At 45.1% G+C, this 17,805-nt stretch carries 19 protein-coding genes; 14 read left to right on the forward strand and 5 right to left on the reverse strand.

The features are described from left to right. The first annotated feature begins 2 nt into the window (after positions 1 to 2). Entirely contained in the window at positions 3 to 1,082 is a 1,080-nt protein-coding gene (gene leuB, locus BUR42_RS28890; RefSeq protein ID WP_074242992.1) for a 3-isopropylmalate dehydrogenase, read from the forward strand. 33 nt (positions 1,083 to 1,115) lie between these two features. Beyond that, positions 1,116 to 2,621, forward strand: coding sequence for a 2-isopropylmalate synthase (locus BUR42_RS28895; RefSeq protein ID WP_074242993.1), 1,506 nt, complete (start codon positions 1,116 to 1,118; stop codon positions 2,619 to 2,621). 64 nt (positions 2,622 to 2,685) lie between these two features. Here BUR42_RS28895 and BUR42_RS28900 read toward each other — a convergent pair whose 3' ends face one another. From BUR42_RS28900 to BUR42_RS28910, 3 genes are all read right to left on the reverse strand, one after another. Continuing rightward, positions 2,686 to 4,026, reverse strand: coding sequence for a Gfo/Idh/MocA family protein (locus tag BUR42_RS28900; protein WP_074242994.1), 1,341 nt, complete (start codon positions 4,024 to 4,026; stop codon positions 2,686 to 2,688). Positions 4,027 to 4,138: 112 nt separating this feature from the next. Next, a complete protein-coding gene (locus BUR42_RS28905; protein ID WP_074242995.1) occupies positions 4,139 to 4,978 on the reverse strand; it encodes a 3-keto-disaccharide hydrolase in 840 nt (279 codons plus the stop codon). A gap of 30 nt (positions 4,979 to 5,008) precedes the next feature. Continuing rightward, positions 5,009 to 5,683 carry a M15 family metallopeptidase gene (locus BUR42_RS28910; RefSeq protein WP_159442366.1) on the reverse strand — a complete coding sequence of 225 codons (675 nt, stop codon included), beginning with the start codon at positions 5,681 to 5,683 and terminating at the stop codon, positions 5,009 to 5,011. A 115-nt stretch (positions 5,684 to 5,798) separates the two neighbouring features. On the opposite strand from BUR42_RS28910, the gene BUR42_RS28915 reads away from it, so the two are divergent. The 10 genes from BUR42_RS28915 (at position 5,799) to BUR42_RS28960 (ending at position 13,834) form a co-directional block, all read left to right on the forward strand. Continuing rightward, positions 5,799 to 6,581 (forward strand): SDR family NAD(P)-dependent oxidoreductase, encoded by a 783-nt coding sequence (locus BUR42_RS28915; protein WP_234979823.1) that lies wholly within the window; start codon positions 5,799 to 5,801, stop codon positions 6,579 to 6,581. Beyond that, on the forward strand, positions 6,581 to 7,333 hold the full coding sequence (locus BUR42_RS28920; protein WP_074242996.1) for a hypothetical protein: 753 nt from the start codon (positions 6,581 to 6,583) through the stop codon (positions 7,331 to 7,333). The genes BUR42_RS28915 and BUR42_RS28920 overlap by 1 nt, the downstream gene beginning before the upstream one ends. Positions 7,334 to 7,341: 8 nt before the next feature. Further along, complete coding sequence (locus BUR42_RS28925; protein ID WP_074242997.1) at positions 7,342 to 8,196, forward strand: fumarylacetoacetate hydrolase family protein; 855 nt, start codon at positions 7,342 to 7,344, stop codon at positions 8,194 to 8,196. Further along, complete coding sequence (locus BUR42_RS28930; protein WP_200798384.1) at positions 8,184 to 8,522, forward strand: L-rhamnose mutarotase; 339 nt, start codon at positions 8,184 to 8,186, stop codon at positions 8,520 to 8,522. Before BUR42_RS28925 ends, BUR42_RS28930 begins: the two co-directional genes overlap by 13 nt. Then, positions 8,519 to 9,346, forward strand: coding sequence for an amidohydrolase family protein (locus BUR42_RS28935; RefSeq protein ID WP_074242998.1), 828 nt, complete (start codon positions 8,519 to 8,521; stop codon positions 9,344 to 9,346). The genes BUR42_RS28930 and BUR42_RS28935 overlap by 4 nt, the downstream gene beginning before the upstream one ends. 9 nt (positions 9,347 to 9,355) lie before the next feature. Continuing rightward, positions 9,356 to 10,138 carry an L-fucose dehydrogenase gene (locus BUR42_RS28940; protein ID WP_074242999.1) on the forward strand — a complete coding sequence of 261 codons (783 nt, stop codon included), beginning with the start codon at positions 9,356 to 9,358 and terminating at the stop codon, positions 10,136 to 10,138. A 55-nt stretch (positions 10,139 to 10,193) separates the two neighbouring features. Next, positions 10,194 to 11,492 carry an L-fucose:H+ symporter permease gene (gene fucP, locus BUR42_RS28945; RefSeq protein ID WP_074243000.1) on the forward strand — a complete coding sequence of 433 codons (1,299 nt, stop codon included), beginning with the start codon at positions 10,194 to 10,196 and terminating at the stop codon, positions 11,490 to 11,492. Between the two features lie 88 nt (positions 11,493 to 11,580). After that, positions 11,581 to 12,324: an MbnP family protein gene (locus BUR42_RS28950; protein WP_074243001.1), complete on the forward strand. Its 744-nt coding sequence runs from the start codon at positions 11,581 to 11,583 to the stop codon at positions 12,322 to 12,324. A gap of 131 nt (positions 12,325 to 12,455) precedes the next feature. Continuing rightward, positions 12,456 to 13,364, forward strand: a complete 909-nt coding sequence (locus tag BUR42_RS28955; RefSeq protein ID WP_143197651.1) for a cytochrome-c peroxidase — start codon at positions 12,456 to 12,458, stop codon at positions 13,362 to 13,364. A 65-nt stretch (positions 13,365 to 13,429) separates the two neighbouring features. Then, complete coding sequence (locus BUR42_RS28960; RefSeq protein WP_074243003.1) at positions 13,430 to 13,834, forward strand: septal ring lytic transglycosylase RlpA family protein; 405 nt, start codon at positions 13,430 to 13,432, stop codon at positions 13,832 to 13,834. Positions 13,835 to 13,901: 67 nt separating this feature from the next. Here BUR42_RS28960 and BUR42_RS28965 read toward each other — a convergent pair whose 3' ends face one another. Next, complete coding sequence (locus tag BUR42_RS28965) at positions 13,902 to 14,573, reverse strand: hypothetical protein (protein ID WP_074243004.1); 672 nt, start codon at positions 14,571 to 14,573, stop codon at positions 13,902 to 13,904. 37 nt (positions 14,574 to 14,610) lie between these two features. Next, a complete protein-coding gene (locus BUR42_RS28970; protein WP_074243005.1) occupies positions 14,611 to 15,402 on the reverse strand; it encodes a DUF7003 family protein in 792 nt (263 codons plus the stop codon). Between the two features lie 134 nt (positions 15,403 to 15,536). Between BUR42_RS28970 and BUR42_RS28975 the strand changes: the two genes are divergently transcribed. Both BUR42_RS28975 and BUR42_RS28980 read left to right on the forward strand, forming a co-directional pair. After that, positions 15,537 to 16,730 (forward strand): MFS transporter, encoded by a 1,194-nt coding sequence (locus BUR42_RS28975; RefSeq protein ID WP_074243006.1) that lies wholly within the window; start codon positions 15,537 to 15,539, stop codon positions 16,728 to 16,730. Between the two features lie 96 nt (positions 16,731 to 16,826). Beyond that, positions 16,827 to 17,804, forward strand: a complete 978-nt coding sequence (locus BUR42_RS28980; protein WP_159442367.1) for a ligand-binding sensor domain-containing protein — start codon at positions 16,827 to 16,829, stop codon at positions 17,802 to 17,804. The last annotated feature ends 1 nt before the right edge of the window (position 17,805 follow it).

Raw genomic sequence — 17,805 nt, forward strand, 5'->3', positions numbered from 1 at the left:
ATATGGGAGTCACAAAGAAAATCCTGGTAATACCCGGAGACGGGATCGGGCAGGAAGTAACAGCCTGGGGAAGAAAAGTATTGGAAACAATTGCGGAGAACTACAAACATACGTTTACATTCCACGAAGGCATCATGGGCCACGTAGCCATTGAAGCCACCGGTGATCCGCTGCCGGATGAAACACTGGAAAAAGCACGCCGCAGCGATGCCATTCTGTTTGGTGCCATCGGCCATGCTAAATACGATAATGATCCTACCCTGAAAGTACGCCCCGAACAGGGATTGCTGAAGATCAGGAAAGAACTGGGCCTTTATGCCAACCTTCGCCCCATCAAATTATTCGATGATCTCCTGCATGCCTCCAGCATTAAACCGGAGATCTTACAGGGTGCAGACATCCTTTTCTTCCGTGAACTCACAGGGGATGTATATTTTGGAGAGAAACAAAGAAGTGAAGACCGCAATTCAGCATCTGACCTGATGATCTATCACAAGTACGAAGTAGAACGCATTGCCCGCAAAGCATACGATGCTGCCCGTACCCGCCGTAAAAAACTCTGCTCTGTAGATAAAGCTAATGTGCTGGAAGCATCCCGCCTCTGGAGAGAAGTAGTGCAGGAAATAGCAAAAGAATATCCTGACGTGGAAACAGAACATATGTTCATTGATAATGCTGCCATGCAATTGATCAGGGACCCTAAGCGTTTTGATGTGGTAGTTACCGGCAACCTGTTTGGAGATATCCTCACAGATGAAGCCTCTCAGATCGCCGGATCTATGGGTATGCTGGCCTCTGCATCCGTAGGAGACGCTATCGGTTTCTATGAACCTATTCACGGTTCCGCGCACGACATCACCGGAAAAGGTATTGCCAATCCGCTGGCTTCTATCTTATCTGCTGCGTTGTTGCTGGATATCTCTTTCGGATTAAAAGAAGAATCACAACGTGTGATCCGTGCAGTAGATGCCACGCTGCGCCAGGGGTACCGTACAATGGATATTGCCAACAAACATACACCTAACGAATTTTTATTAGGCACAGACGCCATGGGCGCCAAAGTGCTGGAAAACCTGAATTAATTATTATTAGCTCATTTGAAATAGTATAAAACCATGGATAAAAATCGTGTTTACGTTTTTGATACAACCCTGCGTGATGGAGAACAAGTGCCGGGTTGCCAGCTAACGACCGTGGAAAAGATCATTGTAGCGAAAGAACTGGAAGCCCTGGGTGTGGACGTGATAGAAGCAGGCTTTCCTATCTCCAGCCCGGGCGATTTTCAAAGCGTTGTCGAAATCTCCAAAGCAGTAAGCGAACCAGTGATCTGTGCGCTTACACGTGCCAATACCGCAGATATTGATGCAGCGGCAGCAGCGCTTAAATATGCCAAACGCAAGCGCATACATACTGGTATCGGTGCTTCAGATATGCACATCAAATACAAGTTCAACAGTACCCGGGAGAACATCCTGGAACGTGCAGTAGAAGCAGTGAAATACTCCCGCAAATTTGTAGATGACGTGGAGTTCTACGCAGAAGATGCCGGCCGTGCAGATAATGCTTACCTCGCACAAATGATCGAAGCAGTGATCGCTGCAGGTGCCACCGTAGTGAACATCCCTGATACCAATGGTTACTGCCTGCCGGAACAATACGGTGCCAAGATCAAATACCTGATGGACCACGTGTCCAATATCGATAAAGCCATTATTTCCGTACACTGCCACAACGATCTCGGACTGGCTACTGCCAACACCATTGCAGGTGTATTCAATGGCGCACGCCAGGTAGAATGTACCATCAATGGTATTGGAGAACGCGCAGGTAACACTTCACTTGAAGAAGTAGCGATGATCCTCAAAACCCACCATGCACTGGGTTATACCACAGGCATCAACAGCAAACGCATCTATGAGCTGAGCAACTTAGTTTCCAATATGATGCGCATGCCGGTACAGCCGAATAAAGCCATCGTTGGCCGCAATGCTTTTGCGCACAGCTCAGGTATTCACCAGGATGGTGTGCTGAAGCATCGGGAAAACTACGAGATCCTCGACCCTGAGGATATCGGATTGCAATCCAACTCTATTATCCTCACTGCACGCAGCGGGCGCCACGCATTGAAGCATCACCTGGAAAGGCTGGGCTACAAACTGGAAAAGATCAATATCGACGATGTATATGCCCGCTTCCTTGAAATGGCAGATACCCGCAAAGAGATCACAGATCACGACCTGCTCACACTCATGGGCGATGGTGCGGATAGCAACTATGACGATAAAGCCATCAAAGTAACGCTGTTACAGGTAGTATGCGGAGATCCTTTACGTCCGATGGCTACTGTAAAACTGCGTATCAACGGAGAAGAGAAGGAGGGTAGTGCAGCGGGTAACGGTCCGGTGAATGCAACCATCAATGCGATCCATACCATCATATCCGATGATATTGAGCTGGATGAATTCAGCATTCAGGCTATGCGCGGTGGTAGTGAAGATGTAAGTAAAGTGAACATGCGTGTGAATCACAACGGCAAATCATACTATGGTTTCGGTTATTCAACAGACATTGTGAATGCCAGTGTACATGCGTATGTAGATGCTTTGAATAAGATTTTCTAGGAAGTGTTTTCGATGTATGTAATAGCTAAGCTGCTCCGGTCTTTCGGAGCAGCTTTTTTGGTATTTATAATTTAGGTTCCCAGCCCGGCTGATAATCCCGTTTCCAGAGTTTCATAGCCGCAGCATCATTTTTGATATGCCCGTTGGAAGGATCAATATGTAATGCATTACCTGTAAGCAGGGCAATATTACCTAACTGGCAGAGCAGGGTGCTTTGGTGCCCGCTCAGGATATCTGAATTGAGCGCGGTGCCATTTTTAATACCGTCAAAGAAGTTCTGGAAATGCAGCGCATCCAGGTCGGCGGCAGGGTTAGTCACATTCCGGGCGTCGATGGCTTTGGTGTTCTTCACTTCCTTCACCACTTTACTCTTCAGATCGTACACGGTATAAGCATTGCCGTCAATCACCAGTGATCCCGTTTCCCCGTAGAAAATAACGCCTACAGAACTACCTTCTACATACTGACCATTGCAACTGCGGCCTTCCCATACCATACTGGTATTATTGGCGAATTCGAGGGAGATCACCTGTGTATCCGGGGTTTCCCAATCATCTTTATAACGGTAGCGCCCGCCGGAAGAGGTAACACGTGTGGGATAATCAACCTGCAAACCCCAGCGCATCAGGTCTACCATATGTGTTCCATTATTGCAGGCTTCGCCGGTTCCCCAATTCCAGAACCAATGCCAGTTATAGTGAATGAGGTTATCCTGGAAAGCGCGGCGTGGTGCAGGGCCTTGCCACAGATCATAATTTAACCAGGAAGGAACGCCTGTTTTTTTACCGGTACCAATAGACTCGCGGTTGTTGGTATACCAGCCTTTGGCAAAGTAAGCACGGCCGATAGTGCCGCTGTGTATCTCTTTGATAGCTGCTATCACATTAGGCCAGGAGCGGCGCTGATTGCCCATCTGGATCACCTTGTTGTATTTCTTCTGCACCTGGATCAACAGCTCTCCCTCATACGGATTGTGGCTGCAGGGCTTTTCCAGGTATACATGTTTACCTGCTTTGGCAGCCAGTATAGCAGCAGGGGCATGCCAGTGATCCGGTGCAGCGATTACCAGTGCATCCAGGTCTTTATTCTCCAGCGCTTTCCTGAAATCCGGAATAGCAGTAGGGGCTTTTTGCTGTACTTCCTTTACTTTCTCTATACACTTCTCCGCTGCACGGGTATCCACATCAGAAACAGAGATCACTTCGCAGTTGGGCTGGCGCGCATAATTGGTAGCCAGGGCAAGGCCCCTGGCATTTACGCCCATCATGCCCACACGGATACGGTCGTTGGCACCCAGGATGCTGGCATAACTTTTTGCACTCATGCCTGGAAGCATGCTGCCGATCATCAAGGCTGCCGAGCCTTTTACGGTATTCTTGAGGAAAGCTCTGCGGGACTTTTTCATATTTTAAGGTAGTTTTAGTAAAAAACGGGTACGTACCTCAAAATAGGAAAAGATTTTAGTTTTTCATAGGTAAAAAAAAGCCCCCGATCTGTACCGGGGGCTTGTAAGCTAATTATTTCCTGTTTTGTAATTCTTTCAGCTTCGCAGCGAGTTTCTTTGGGTCCTTCATATAAGGCTTCAGGTCAAACAGCTCCACCTTCCTGTATTCTATCGGATGGCTTTCACTCTGCAAAGCAATATATCCTTCAGATAAAAGCTGCCCGTCCTTTTTCAAAGCAGGGTCATAGTTGGAAACATTCCCGCCGCCTATCTGTGGTTTTTCATACATCAGCACTGTGTCTTTCTCCACAATATGTTTAACGATGGAATCTCCCAGCACAAGCACTTCCGCTCTCACCCATACATCATTATCATAGGTTTTGGAATTTGAGTTCACGCAATGCGCCGTGATCAGCTGATTTTTCATCACCACGTTAGTGCCTGGTGTACAGAGATTAGATGTGGTACGTTTTCCTTTTCCGTCACCACCCAGCAACTGCACTTCAATGGAAATAGGAAAATCCTGGTTCACACCCATGCTCTTAGCCGATTGGGAATGGATCATGGCCCCGCTGTTGCGGTAAGCCCATCCCGGGCCGCCTTTCACCTGCTCACCTACAAAGCGGTATTCCATCACCAGTAAATAAGCAGAGAATTTCTGTTTGTGGAAGATGTGGCCATATTGTTCATCAAATGCTTTGTACCCATCATAGGATACAGTGAGTTTGCCATCTTTCACGCTGAAAGTATTACCGTTGTTGTCGTTCAGCTGGTGTCCGGTGATCTTGATGTCCCAGTTTTTAAGGTCTTTTCCGTTAAAGAGCTGCTGCCATCCCTTTTGAGATTTCTGTGCGGTGCTTATCCCTGATACAAACGCAAGTGTGAGCGTCATCAGTAATTTTATTTTTTGCATAGACGTGTATTAGGCTGTTAAGCTATGAAATTACTTTAACTCGTCAAACCAGATATCCATTAACGGATATTTTTCGGCGTCTTTCAGGTAATAATGCCACCATTCCGTTTCCAATGCCACAAAGCCATGTGCTTCCATCATTGTGCGGAGGAACACCCGGTTCTCTTTTTCTTCGTCAGTTATCTTTGCATAGGCATGATGGGCTTTTTCCGAAAGATCATCGTAATCTGTTCCCATGGGGAACTCCTTGCCGGTTTTAAGGTAGATCAGGGTAAGGTCTACTGCTATGCCCCGGTTATGGCCGGACCCTTTTTTGGGATCTGCGGCATAACGGTCGTCCGGCATCACCTCCCACATTTTCTCTGTCACCCGGTAAGGCCGGTACCCGTCAAATATTTTAAGGCCCACACCCATAGGTTCCAGCACCATTTGCAAAGCCTGCAATGCCTGGTAGGCGGGAAGCCTTAACCATACTACGGGGTAAGGGTACAATTGTACCTTGGTGAAATTATTAGCAGTAGCATAACGTACATCCTGTGCAATATCGTCGATCTTTACTAAACGAAGATCTTTGTGCTGTTTTACCAGTTCTTTGTATAATTGAAGGGAATTCACAACAGGCAGGCCGTGTTTGTTCAGCGGGATTTCCTGTGCCGAAAGCTTCCATGGTAGTAGGAATAAGCATAAAATGTATATATTTTTCACAGCATTGGGTTTAATTACATATGAAAATAGTCAAGAAAGTACAAAATCAGGGTAAAAAAGGATTGCAATAACGCTTATAATTACGGTATTTTAGAACCCTTAAAATAAGTAAAAGATGAGTTTGTTCCGTTTAGATGGGAAAGTTGCTGTTGTAACGGGTGCCGGAAGTGGCATCGGACAAGCAATTGCAAGGTGTTTTGCCGGCAGTGGGGCTATTGTTCATGTGCTGGAATTAAATGAAGAGGCCGGGAAAGGTACAGTAGATGAAATTGCTGCTACAGGGGGTAAAGGATTTGTGCATGCTGTGAATGTGGCAGAGCAGGCTGCAGTGGTAGCCGTTATGCAAAAGATCATACAAACATCCGGCAAACTGGATATATTAGTGAACTGCGCCGGCATTGCCCATGTAGGAAAACTGGAAACTACTGCCGAGCAGGATTTCGACCGCGTATTCTCCGTGAACGTAAAAGGTACTTATAACTGCATGTACGCAGTGATCGAACAGATGAAAAAACAAGGCGGCGGTGTGATCCTCAATATCGCTTCCATCGCTTCCAGTGTGGGTATCCCGGACAGGTTTGCCTATTCTATGAGCAAAGGCGCCGTATATACCATGACGCTCTCCGTAGCAAAAGATTACCTCGCTGATAAGATCCGTGTGAACAGTATTTCTCCTGCCCGTGTGCATACACCATTTGTGGATGGTTTCATTGCCAAGAACTATCCCGGTAAAGAAGCGGAAATGTTTGAGAAACTGTCCAAAACACAACCTATAGGCCGCATGGCCAAACCGGATGAAGTAGGTTATCTCGCTTTATATCTCTGCTCTGATGAAGCAGGTTTTATCACCGGTTGCGATTATCCGCTGGACGGAGGCTTTATTAAACTGAATAACTAATGAAACAATTCCTCGCCGCATGTGTGCTGGCAACAGGTATCATAGCCTGTAACAATTCCACGGACCAGAAAGAATCAAGTGCTGCTTCCACTGTAACGGATGATGCCGTAAAGGAAGCCACTCCCGCCGGGACCATCAATGTAGCTTTTAGCAAAAAAGACAAAGACACTTCCACCGTTACTTTCAATTTCACGGTAGACACGCTCAAGTATGAAAAATCATTTGACGATCTGCCGCTAATGAAAGGGTTCGCCGATACCGCCATCTACCGCATCCTTTGGGATAAGCCCAACAGCGTATGGATAGGCATTATCAAAGCTAACAGGGATAACCGCTATTATCACGGAACACAGGATGGCGCATCATTAAAGATCTTATGGGTGCCTTCCCCGCCTGCACGTATTTATCAATACATCGATAAAAAATTAGGCCTGGGTGATGTGATCCGCCAGCAGCCACTCGTGGAAAAGTATAAAGAAAACTTCCAGTCCGGCCTGATCATCTCCGATTTCATTGTAGAGTTGAGGCCTTCCAGCTCACCCAACTCAATTGATATCTATATCAAATTCGGCGGGGCGGAACGCACACTGAATATGCCGGTATACAGTAACGGCAAACCCTACATTCAGGCTTACAAAAAAGATGATGTGTTTGTTGGCTTGCAGATAGATGGCGAGCTGGAAGAATATTATGAAGTAAAAGTAGTAGAAGGCCGCATTGGCGCAAGACAATTAAAATCAGTTGTAAAATAATATAGCATATGAAACTTATCAGGTTCGGATCGTTGGGAGAGGAAAAACCAGGCATCATAACAGATGCCGGTATGTTTGATGTATCTGCTTTCGGAGAGGATTACGGAGAGCGCTTTTTTGAAACAAATGGTTTGGTGCGCTTAACCGAATGGTGGGCCGCCAATAGCAATAACTGTCCCAAAATAGCAGAAGGTACCAGGCTGGGTTCCTGCGTAGCACGTCCATCAAAGATCATCTGTATTGGATTGAACTATGCAGACCATGCAAAAGAAACCAACGCTGCCATCCCGAAAGAGCCGATCGTATTCTTCAAATCCACCTCCTCTCTCGTAGGGCCAAATGATAATCTCGTGATCCCGCGCAACAGTGTAAAAACTGACTGGGAAGTGGAACTGGCAGTGGTAATTGGAAAGAAAGCCAGTTATGTGGAAGAAAAAGATGCTTTGCAATATGTTGCCGGTTACAGCCTGCATAACGATTACAGCGAACGCGAATTCCAGATAGAAAGAGGTGGCCAGTGGGTGAAAGGAAAGAGCTGCGATACCTTTGCTCCCCTCGGCCCATGGATGGCTACACAGGATGAAATAGAAAATATCGACAACCTGCGCCTCTGGTTAACCGTGAATGGCAAAAAGATGCAGGATGGTAACACATCTAACTTCATCTTCAAAATACCTTTCGTTATTTCTTACCTGAGCCAGTTCATGACCCTGCTCCCCGGTGATGTGATCTCTACCGGAACACCTGCAGGTGTGGGCCTTGGATTCAATCCACCGGTATACCTGAAAGCAGGAGATGTGGTAGAGCTGGGTATTGATGGATTGGGTACATCTAAACAAACAGCGGTTGCATGGAAACAATAAAAAGATATTGCCTGGCGCTTGACCTGAGGGATGAACCACAACTGATCGCGGAATATGAAACATACCACCGTGCCGTATGGCCGGAGATCCTGGAAAGTATCACCAGTAGCGGTATTACCACTTTGGAGATCTACCGGGCTGGTAACCGTATGTTCATGATCATGGAAGTGGATGATACTTTTTCTTTCGAAAGGAAAGGTGCAATGGACGCTGCCAATCCTAAAGTTCAGGAGTGGGAGGAACTGATGTGGAAATATCAGCAAGCCATCCCCGTAGCAAAGCCCGGAGAAAAATGGGTATTGATGGATAAGATATTTAGTTTATGATAGATGCGCATCAGCATTTCTGGAATTTTGACCCCATCCGTGACGCATGGATCACGGAGGACATGGGCGTAATCCGCAAGGATTTTTTACCCGCTGATCTCGCACCCGTATTACAGGCAAATGGTATAACAGGTTGTGTAGCCGTACAGGCTGATCAAAGCGAAGCAGAAACAGACTTCCTGTTACAGCTTGCAGCAGAGAATCCCTTCGTTAAAGGAGTAGTAGGCTGGGTGGATCTGAAAGCAGTCAATGTACAGGAACGCCTGGCACATTATGCACAGTTCCCGCTACTTAAAGGTATCCGGCACATTGTGCAGGGAGAACCTGACCGTAATTTTCTGCTGCGTGAAGACTTCGGCCGTGGCATTGCAGCACTGGCTGCATTTGGCTTAACGTATGATATCCTCATTTATCCGCATCAGCTACCCGCCGCTGTGGAATTCGTGAAGAAGTTCCCCAACCAGCCGATGGTACTTGATCATCTCGCTAAACCGGATTTCGAAACAGGCGAATTGAAAGGATGGGAACAACATATCCGCGCCCTCGGAAAACAGCAGAACGTTTACTGCAAACTAAGCGGTATGGTAACGGAAGCGGATATACAGCATTGGAAGAAAGAAGACTTTACACCTTTCCTTGATGTGGCACTGGAAGCATTCGGCCCACAACGTTTAATGTTCGGATCAGACTGGCCGGTATGTTTGCTGGCAGCAGACTATGCACAGGTAAAGGATATCGTAACGGATTACATCAGCCGTTTATCTGCTGCTGAACAGGCACAGATCATGGGTGGTAATGCCATTGAATTTTATAAACTAGCTTAAATTTCACAAATGGATCTCGGATTACAGGATAAAGTAGTGATTGTTACAGGTGGTGCTAAAGGTATTGGAGAAGCAATAGCACGGCTGATCGTAGCAGAGGGCGGCATTGCCGTGATTGCAGGCCGCAAGGAAGCGGATAATGAAAGAACAGTAGCGGAACTGCGCAAAGGCGGTGGTAAAGCTTTTGGTATTACTGCTGAATTAGGTAAAGTAGAAGATTGCAAAAAGGTAATAGATCAAACCATCAAGGAATTTGGCCGTATAGACGGGTTAATCAATAACGCCGGTGCCAATGATGGGGTAGGACTGGAAAGCGGCAACCCGGAGAAGTTCATGCAATCCCTGCAGAACAACTTATCCCACTACTACAACCTGGCGCATTATGCATTGCCATACCTGAAAGCAACAAAAGGTAATATTGTGAACATTGGTTCTAAAGTGGCAACAACAGGGCAGGGGAATACTTCAGGTTATGCAGCATCCAAGGGGGCTATCAATGCACTTACCAGAGAATGGGCCGTAGAACTGCTGCCATTTTCAGTGCGCGTGAACACCGTGATCCCTGCAGAAGTATGGACACCGTTGTATGAAACATGGATCAAATCATTACCTAACCCGGAAGAGAAATTGCAATCCATCGTTTCTAAAATTCCATTTGAAAAAAGGATGACCACTTCCGAAGAGATTGCCGGTATGACGGTATTCCTCTTATCAGGATTATCATCTCACACCACCGGGCAGATCATTTATGTGGATGGGGGATACACACATCTGGACCGTTCTGTCAGTTAACAAACACTTGCACACAAATTCCACTTATAATCATTCACCTTAAACGCAATTGTATATGGCAGGCGGCGCAGCTGGCACAACCAATTATACATCCACGGGCACTACAACTGGTCAGAAGTTCCTCTTTCCTTTTATCCTGGTGACCAGTTTATTTCTATTGTGGGGGCTTATTCACAACCTAAGCCCAATTCTGATACCACACCTTAAAAAAGCGTGTCAGTTAACAGACACACAATCCTCTTTCATTGATTCCGCCATATTTCTTGCCTATTTTTTATTGGCATTACCGGCAGGTTATGTGATGAAGAGGTTTGGTTATAAAGCTGGTATTATTATGGGGCTATTGCTGTATGCTGTTGGCGCTTTCATGTTTATTCCTGCAGCAAATGCCAGGGATTATTCTTTCTTCCTGGTGGCATTATTCATTATCGCTTCCGGGTTGACCTTCCTTGAAACTGCAGCCAATCCTTATGTAACTATCCTGGGCAAACCGGAAACAGCTACCTTCAGATTGAACCTGGCACAATGTTTTAATGGATTTGGCGCATTTATAGGGCCCATTATCGGAGCGCAATTTATTCTCTCCGGTGTTGAGCATACGAAAGAGCAATTGAGTGCTATGCCAGCTCCGGAATTACAGCAATATCTGGCAGGCGAGGCGGCCACTGTAAAAATGCCTTACATGATCATTGGCATAGTAGTGTTATTGATAGCCGTATTATTCATCTTCACAAAATTACCCGATGTAAAAGAAGAAGATACTCCGGCTGCCAAGGCTGTTAATGAAGGAAGTATATTTAAACACAAACATCTGATCGCCGCCATTATTACACAGTTCTTTTATGTGGGAGCGCAGGTGGGCGTGAATGCATTCTTTATCCGTTTTGCAAAATTCGCAGGAGGAATGCCGGAAAAAGAAGCCGCTAATCTATTGGGAGCAGTAGCAGGCCTTGGCTTCCTGATAGGCCGTTTTGTTGGCACATTCCTCATGGGCTTTATAAAGCCACGGATATTGCTTGCATTGTATGCCTTATTGAACATTGTGTTAGTGTTGATAGCCATGAATTTTAAAGGAGACATTGCTATTTGGGCGGTGCTGGCAATACCATTCTTTATGTCCATTATGTTTCCAACGATCTTCTCATTAGGCCTCACTGGTTTAGGTGGAAGCCATACTAAACTTGGATCCTCTCTTTTGGTAATGTCCATTGTAGGTGGCGCCATTTGCCCTCCGTTGATGGGCATGATCTCAGATGCTTCCAACATTCAGATGGCTTACCTGGTGCCTCTGGTTTGTTTTGCTGTGGTACTTTGGTTTGCCATAAAAGGGTATAAATTACAGAAAGCACAGTAAGTCAACCGTTAATGTATAATAAACGCTGTAAGGCCACTTGGGTTTTACAGCGTTTTTTTATGTAACTTCAACATAAGAAACCACTTATATGAAGCTGCACCGCCTCCTGACCGCATTGTTAGTTTTATGCATGGCCTGTAAAAAGGATGTTCAGGATCAAAAAGGCACCCTGCAGATCATTTTCAAAAATGTAGTGAACGGCGCGGCACTCAAATTGAACACTGCTAATTACACCAATGCCGCCGGTGAAACATTCACCATTTCCACCTTCAAATATTACATCAGCAATATCACACTCATTAAACTGGATAACAGTGAATTGAAGTTGCCCGCTGCTTATTATCTCGTTAACGAAGCAGATTCAGCTTCCAAAGTGATCAATATCCCTGCCCCCGGAGGAGAATACAGGGCTATTTCCTTTATGCTGGGAGTAGATAGTATACGGAATGTAAGCGGTGCACAAACAGACGCACTGGATCCTGTAAACGGGATGTTCTGGAGCTGGAACAGTGGTTATATTATGGCGAAACTGGAAGGTACTTCCCCTGTGTCCACTGCCGCCAACAATGCACTGACCTTTCATATCGGAGGATTCAGCGGACGATACAACGCGCTGCAAACAATACAGCTGGTCAGCCCCATCAGTTTATCTGTTTCAGAGATACGCAAACCACAGATCACGATCAACGCCGATGCATATGCCTGGTTTAGTCAACCGAACCTGGTCCGTTTCCAGACAACTTCTACCATTCACGTACCGGGAGAAGATGCCTCGAAAATAGCCACAAATTATCGCAACATGTTCCGCATTACAGATGTAACTGACCTGTGACAAGATACCTGATATATACAGCCTGTCTGTTCCTGCTCGTATGGAGCTGCAGACGCGGAACGGATGTAAAACCGGGCCCGCAGCCGTATCCCCTCAACTTACCTTCCAACTTTCCGCAGCCAGTATATGATATGTCCCAGAATCCGCTCACCGTACAAGGTGTAGCGTTGGGAAGAAGGTTATTCTATGATCCCCGCTTATCCCGCGATAGCACTATCTCCTGTGGGTTCTGTCATCAGCAGTTTGCTGCTTTTGCGCATTTTGATCATCCTTTAAGTCATGGTATTGATAATAACACCGGCTTTCGCTCTGTGCCGGGTCTTTTTAACCTGATCTGGCAAAGGGAGTTTATGTGGGATGGTGGTGTGAATCACCTGGAAATACAACCGCTTACACCCATTACAGATCCCAACGAAATGGGAGAGGACCTTGCCAGGCTGATCGCAAAGCTGAATGGAGATGCGAAATACAGAGGATTGTTCAATGATGCCTTTGGAGCAGGAGAAATTAACAGCCAGAAGGTCTTTAAAGCCTTAGCGCAATTCATGGCCACCATGAATTCCTTCGATTCAAAATACGATAGCATCATGCGGAATGCCCCCGGTGTGAAATTCACAACGGAAGAAGAAAATGGCTACAAGATCTTCCAGGATAAATGTGCTTCCTGCCATAAAGAACCACTGTTTACAGATGGATCTTACAGGAATAACGGTCTGCCCATCAACGCCTCTTTACATGATGCCGGCCGCATGCGCATTACCAATAACACCAACGACTATCTGAAATTTAAAGTACCTTCTTTGCGTAATATCATCAAGAGCCCCCCGTACATGCATGACGGTCGTTTTTATGATATTTTCAATGTGTTCGACCACTATTCTGAAGGCGTAATTCAAACCCCAACCATCGATCCGCTCCTGCGGAATGGACTGCCGCTCACGGAGAGTGAAAAGCGTGAGTTGTACTTTTTTCTTAATACATTAACAGATCCCGGCTTCATCAACAGTAAGGCCCTGAGTGAGATAGTGATTACTAACTAACTGATAATTAGTTTCTTATTACGTTTTAACATTATCTGGCAGGAAATTTGCCAAAAGGGGGTGTCATGAAATATCTTATATTATTTATACTATTTATGGGTGGGGCACCTGTGATAGCACAACAAAAAACTAAATCTCCCTCTACCGGAATAGCGAGTTATTACGCACAGAAGTTCCATGGCAGAAAGACCGCGAGTGGGGAGATCTTTGATAACAACGCAATGACCGCCGCACATAATACGTTACCATTAGGCACCTTTATTAAGGTTACGAATATCAGGAATAACCGCTGGGTGATCGTGAAAGTAACGGACCGTTTGCATGCAGCTAACCGCAGGGTAGTTGATCTAACGCAGGCGGCGGCAAAGAAACTGGGCTTTATTCATTGGGGATTGACGAGGGTGAGAGTGGAAGTGGTGTCCAGGGAGTTTGTGAATAGTGTGCCGTTGTGGGATGTGGCGGTGAATTAATCTCATTTATATATAGGCGAAAAGAGGATGTGTCAGAACCTGATACATCCTCTTTTTTTGAATCAGTCTAAAAATCTGCTTCAAATCCGTGACCGTTTTTGCCATAAAAGGTCAGCCATTTTCCTGCGGAGTATAAAATATGAAGTTTGCTTTCCAGGCTATTTTCATCCGTATCAGGAGGAATACGTTGGTCTTTTATATGTTGCAAGTTATTAGCCGATGCTATTTCATCTGCAATAGCTAAAAGTTGTATCCCATATTTTAAAGTATCATCTGCTAATTTTGTTTCCCAGGCTTCATTTAGCAGATCTTCGCCGATCAGATCCTTACAATCAGCTAAAAACTGTCCCCTGAAGACATTCCTGTCTTGCCCCATGGCAATATATACAGGTACTCCATCTGTTTCTTCCGCTAGTTCTATTACATAGTATCCATTGAATTCCCTTGCAAATTCATCGTATGGAACCGATTTGTCAGAACTTTCATATTGATCTTTCAACCACTTATCGGCAGGAGCATCTCTTCCTACCAGCGGGGCCTTAATAGTTTCATAACTTTTAATCTGAATGGAGAACCATTCGTCTAATAATTCATCATGTGTTGGACGTTTCTTCCCTTTGAGTTTATCCAGGAAACTCAATTGAATTTTATCTTTACCCTGAATGATACGGAAGATTTCATTGAACCTTTCTTCGAAGCCAGGCTTCGGTTTCCCGAAAGGGCGCCAGTCGAGTCCCATTTGTTATCGTTTAAGTTTTATTTATTACTGTTTATCCTTATAAATTTCCTGATTCCCAGTTTGTCCAATGGTTATTTGGTTCTTTAGTAGGCTTCCAGTTTACTATTTCTCCTGTCACCAGAATATTGGCAATAAGTTTATACATTTCTTGTGAAGATGGAGGAACCGACTCATCATATGCACTAATAAAATGAAAATCATTTATGATCATTAGTTTAGGCAGTTCCTGTGGGATATGTTGATAGATCTCTTCTTCCCTGGCAGCAATAGCAGATGGGTCAGTTTCATGGAGATATCTCACGAAGTCCCCGAAGCCAATAAGCTTTTTGGGATTATCATAGTCCCGTACATTAATTCCTGTTTTTTCATAATTTTTGTAATCGCTATCAAATGGAATAAGCCTATCGCGAACTTTAATTTCTTTTATATCCTGCCCTATCAATTCAAATGTCTCCATTTCTTCGCCGACTTTATTTTCGATCCTTTCGAATTCTTCCGGATCAATAAGCACTATTCTGCTTGTATTGGATATGTAATTCCTTTCAGGGTACTTATTAACCGGATAGTCGATACAATTACCAATATAAGTCAGTTCTATTTCAGCAGCAGTTGCACGGTTTTGATAGCCGCTTTTTTCAAACACGATTGCCCATCTTGCGGTATCTCCATAGAGATGAATGCGACTACCTGCCGTTTCGCAGTAACCATGCTCCAGGTCAAGGAAAAAATTGTACTTAATATCCTCTGGTTGTGTTGCAGGATAATATGCACTTGGTTCCCCTTTGAATGTTAAGTCTAATTGGCTTAATATCTCCGCTTCTGTAAACATTTGGCTAATATAGGGGAATATTCATTTCAGCGGTACCGGAATTGCTGTAAGGCTTCGCAATTTTGGCCGGATACCCCCACCACAATGTCCATTTATACCCTCTTTAAATAGTATGCAGTCGATAACTTTGTCAAATGAAAATGAAACCCGGAGAGTTCATTGCCTTATCTGCCTGCACAATGATGCTCACAGCTTTAGGGATTGACATCATGCTTCCTGTATTAGGCGCACTACGAAAGCATTTTGGTCTTGAACCTGCATCTACTGCTGCTGCCCAGGTGATTGGCTTCTTTTTTATGGGGCAGGTGGCGCAGATCATATTTGGTGTGCTTTCAGACCGCTTTGGGCGTTTGCCGATCCTGCGTATAGGTTTCCCCTTATACATCATCGGGGGGCTCGCTGCGGCTTTTGCACCGAGTCTGCAGCTCATGTGTGCAGCGCGCTTTTTTGCTGGCATGGGAGCATCCGCTGTATTTATGACCACTATTGCAGGTGTTCGTGATCGCTTCGTTGGAGATGAGATGGCACGCATCATGTCGCTGATCTTTACTATTTTCCTTTTTACGCCTGTAGTGGCGCCTTTTTTAGGGATGGCCATTCTGAATATTTCATCCTGGAAAATGGTATTCCTCACACCTCCCATTTTTGCAGTTATTATCTTTCTCTGGTCACTCAGGCTGGAGGAATCCCTTCTTCCCGGGCAACGCGTCGCACTCAACTGGAAGAGCATCCGCAAATCTATCCGGACAGTTATCAGTAATCCCGTTTTTCTGAGGTATGCCGGCGTTAGTACATTACTTTTCATGGCATTAAGCGCCTATGTTTCCAGCTCTGAACACATTGTGGGAGAGATCTACGGTAAGCCGGAATTATTTGCCTGGATCTTTGGAAGCATGGGATTGGTAATGGCGCTTTTCACCCTGCTCAATTCCCGCCTTTCATCCAGGTATGGGGCAAGGCGTACGATAAAATGGCTGGTTGTACTATATACTATCATAGCAGGTATACTGCTGCTTTTGACCTCTGCTTTGGGGGATCCGCCAACAATGCCGGTTTTCTTTATTGCCATTACGCTTTTGATGGCCCTCAATTTAGCCATAGAACCTAATAGCAGTGCTTTAGGCTTAGAGCCACTGGGAGAAATGGCTGGTATGGCTTCATCTGTCTACGGAACTGCTTTCTTTTTCATTGGTGCTTCCCTGGGATCGGTGATCAGTTATTTAATGGTGAAAGAGGTTTTTCCACTAGTACTCAGTTATTTTATAATTGGGCTTATTGCAGTGATCCTGGTATTTAGTGATCGCAGGCCATTCAGCAAAGAAATTTAGTTAAATTTAAAGATGAACCTGCAAAAGCAAATCCTGCTCCTTCTGCTATTGGTCATCCCTTTTCCCGGATGTAAGGGACAGCCCAAAATTATCGGGATGTCTGGCAATGTTATTTGTGAGCTGCAGGATAAAGCAGGCAACATTTGGTTCAGCACAGGGCAGGGAGCCTATCGGTACGATGGCCGGTCCTTTACCAATTTTACAACCAAAGATGGACTGGGCAGTAATAATGTAAATGAAATTATTCAGGACAAAGCTGGGAATATTCTATTCGCCACTAACAGCGGTGTTTTTAAGTACAATGGCAAATCCATTACTGCTCTTACAGCGAACGATGATGTAAGCAAAAAAACTGTTTCAAGCCTTTTAGAAGACAAGGAAGGAAACCTTTGGTTAGGAACAATGCAAAGCGGCGTTTACCGATACGATGGTAAGACCTTTGCTAACTTTCTGAATAAAGATGATCACGCATTTAACCTTGATGCGCATCACCAGGCCATTATAGATATTTTACAGGATAAAAAGGGAAACATATGGTTTTGTACCTGGAACCGCGGCGGTGTGTGGAAATATGATGGGAAAGTTTTCACTAATTATCTGCCATCTGCCGGTTATTATTTGCAGGAAGAACAACCTGCCAATAATGTAAAATTCTTTCTGAAGAAAGATCCCAATTCCCAATCGCAGGATAGCATCACCGATGATATGATCTTTTCTATCTCAGAAGATAAGACCGGTAACCTTTGGTTGGCCACCAGGAGGCACGGCGCCTGCCGTTATGATGGGCAGAGCTTTATAAGCTTTACGAAAAATAAGGGCCTTGTTGATAAAGGGATGTATGCTATTTTAGAAGATAAAAAAGGAAATCTTTGGTTCACCACAGAGAAAGATGGGGTGTGGCGGTTCGATGGCAAGTCCTTTAAAAATTTCACCACACAGGATGGCTTGACCAACAATTCAGTGTTTAGCATTTTAGAAGACAGGAACGGCAATCTTTGGTTTGGGACAAGGGGTTTTGGTCTGAGCCGTTACGATGGGAAGAATTTCACCGTTTTTTCTGAATCACATAATTAAT

It is taken from the genome of Chitinophaga niabensis (assembly GCF_900129465.1).
Taxonomy (GTDB): Bacteria; Bacteroidota; Bacteroidia; order Chitinophagales; family Chitinophagaceae; genus Chitinophaga; species Chitinophaga niabensis.

Bases quoted from the DNA above. Each gene is read 5' to 3' on its own strand.
- leuB (WP_074242992.1), top strand. From the start codon at position 3: ATGGGAGTCACAAAGAAAATCCTGGTAATACCCGGAGACGGGATCGGG.
- BUR42_RS28895 (WP_074242993.1), top strand. From the start codon at position 1,116: ATGGATAAAAATCGTGTTTACGTTTTTGATACAACCCTGCGTGATGGA.
- BUR42_RS28900 (WP_074242994.1), bottom strand. From the start codon at position 4,026: ATGAAAAAGTCCCGCAGAGCTTTCCTCAAGAATACCGTAAAAGGCTCG.
- BUR42_RS28905 (WP_074242995.1), bottom strand. From the start codon at position 4,978: ATGCAAAAAATAAAATTACTGATGACGCTCACACTTGCGTTTGTATCA.
- BUR42_RS28915 (WP_234979823.1), top strand. From the start codon at position 5,799: ATGAGTTTGTTCCGTTTAGATGGGAAAGTTGCTGTTGTAACGGGTGCC.
- BUR42_RS28920 (WP_074242996.1), top strand. From the start codon at position 6,581: ATGAAACAATTCCTCGCCGCATGTGTGCTGGCAACAGGTATCATAGCC.
- BUR42_RS28925 (WP_074242997.1), top strand. From the start codon at position 7,342: ATGAAACTTATCAGGTTCGGATCGTTGGGAGAGGAAAAACCAGGCATC.
- BUR42_RS28930 (WP_200798384.1), top strand. From the start codon at position 8,184: ATGGAAACAATAAAAAGATATTGCCTGGCGCTTGACCTGAGGGATGAA.
- BUR42_RS28935 (WP_074242998.1), top strand. From the start codon at position 8,519: ATGATAGATGCGCATCAGCATTTCTGGAATTTTGACCCCATCCGTGAC.
- BUR42_RS28940 (WP_074242999.1), top strand. From the start codon at position 9,356: ATGGATCTCGGATTACAGGATAAAGTAGTGATTGTTACAGGTGGTGCT.
- fucP (WP_074243000.1), top strand. From the start codon at position 10,194: ATGGCAGGCGGCGCAGCTGGCACAACCAATTATACATCCACGGGCACT.
- BUR42_RS28950 (WP_074243001.1), top strand. From the start codon at position 11,581: ATGAAGCTGCACCGCCTCCTGACCGCATTGTTAGTTTTATGCATGGCC.
- BUR42_RS28955 (WP_143197651.1), top strand. From the start codon at position 12,456: ATGTCCCAGAATCCGCTCACCGTACAAGGTGTAGCGTTGGGAAGAAGG.
- BUR42_RS28960 (WP_074243003.1), top strand. From the start codon at position 13,430: ATGAAATATCTTATATTATTTATACTATTTATGGGTGGGGCACCTGTG.
- BUR42_RS28965 (WP_074243004.1), bottom strand. From the start codon at position 14,573: ATGGGACTCGACTGGCGCCCTTTCGGGAAACCGAAGCCTGGCTTCGAA.
- BUR42_RS28970 (WP_074243005.1), bottom strand. From the start codon at position 15,402: ATGTTTACAGAAGCGGAGATATTAAGCCAATTAGACTTAACATTCAAA.
- BUR42_RS28975 (WP_074243006.1), top strand. From the start codon at position 15,537: ATGAAAATGAAACCCGGAGAGTTCATTGCCTTATCTGCCTGCACAATG.
- BUR42_RS28980 (WP_159442367.1), top strand. From the start codon at position 16,827: ATGTCTGGCAATGTTATTTGTGAGCTGCAGGATAAAGCAGGCAACATT.